The sequence below is a fragment of the Mesorhizobium sp. BHbdii genome (assembly GCF_053848045.1).
The window spans coordinates 1-467 of record NZ_JBSPKX010000185.1 but is presented as its reverse complement, the minus strand read 5'-3'; the positions used below and the strand labels follow the sequence as shown (position 1 = coordinate 467).

The 467-nt window shown below is 64.5% G+C and carries 1 pseudogene; it reads left to right on the top strand.

Annotation, left to right across the window (positions count from 1 at the left end):
- Nucleotides 1-467: pseudogene (locus ACWTU8_RS32530) on the top strand (glycosyl transferase family 1); the annotation flags it as partial.

Genomic DNA, 467 nt, shown 5'->3' with positions numbered 1-467 from the left:
CCAGGTCGCCGCACCCGTCGAGCTGATCGAGAACAAATATTTCGAGGCCGCGGCGATCCTTCCCGGCGAGCGTGAGCCGGTGGAAGCGCCGGCCGCGCCGCCATGGCGGATCGGCTGGTTCGGAGCGCTGCGCTGCCGACGCTCGCTCAAGCTGCTGGCCGATTTCACGCGTCGTATGGACGGACGTTTCGAGATCGTGCTGCGCGGGCGTCCGGCACTCTCCGAATTCCCGGATTTCCACGCCTTCGTCGATGCCGAGCCCTATTTGTCGTTTCGTGGACCCTACCGCAATCCGGAGGACATGGCGGCGATCTACCAGGATGTGCATTTCTCCTGGGCGATCGATTTCTTCGAGGCGGGGCAGAATTCGGAATGGCTGCTGCCCAACCGCCTCTACGAAGGTTGCCGCTTCGGGGCGGTGCCGATCTCGATGGGCCATACGGAAACCGGACGCTTCCCCAGCCAGG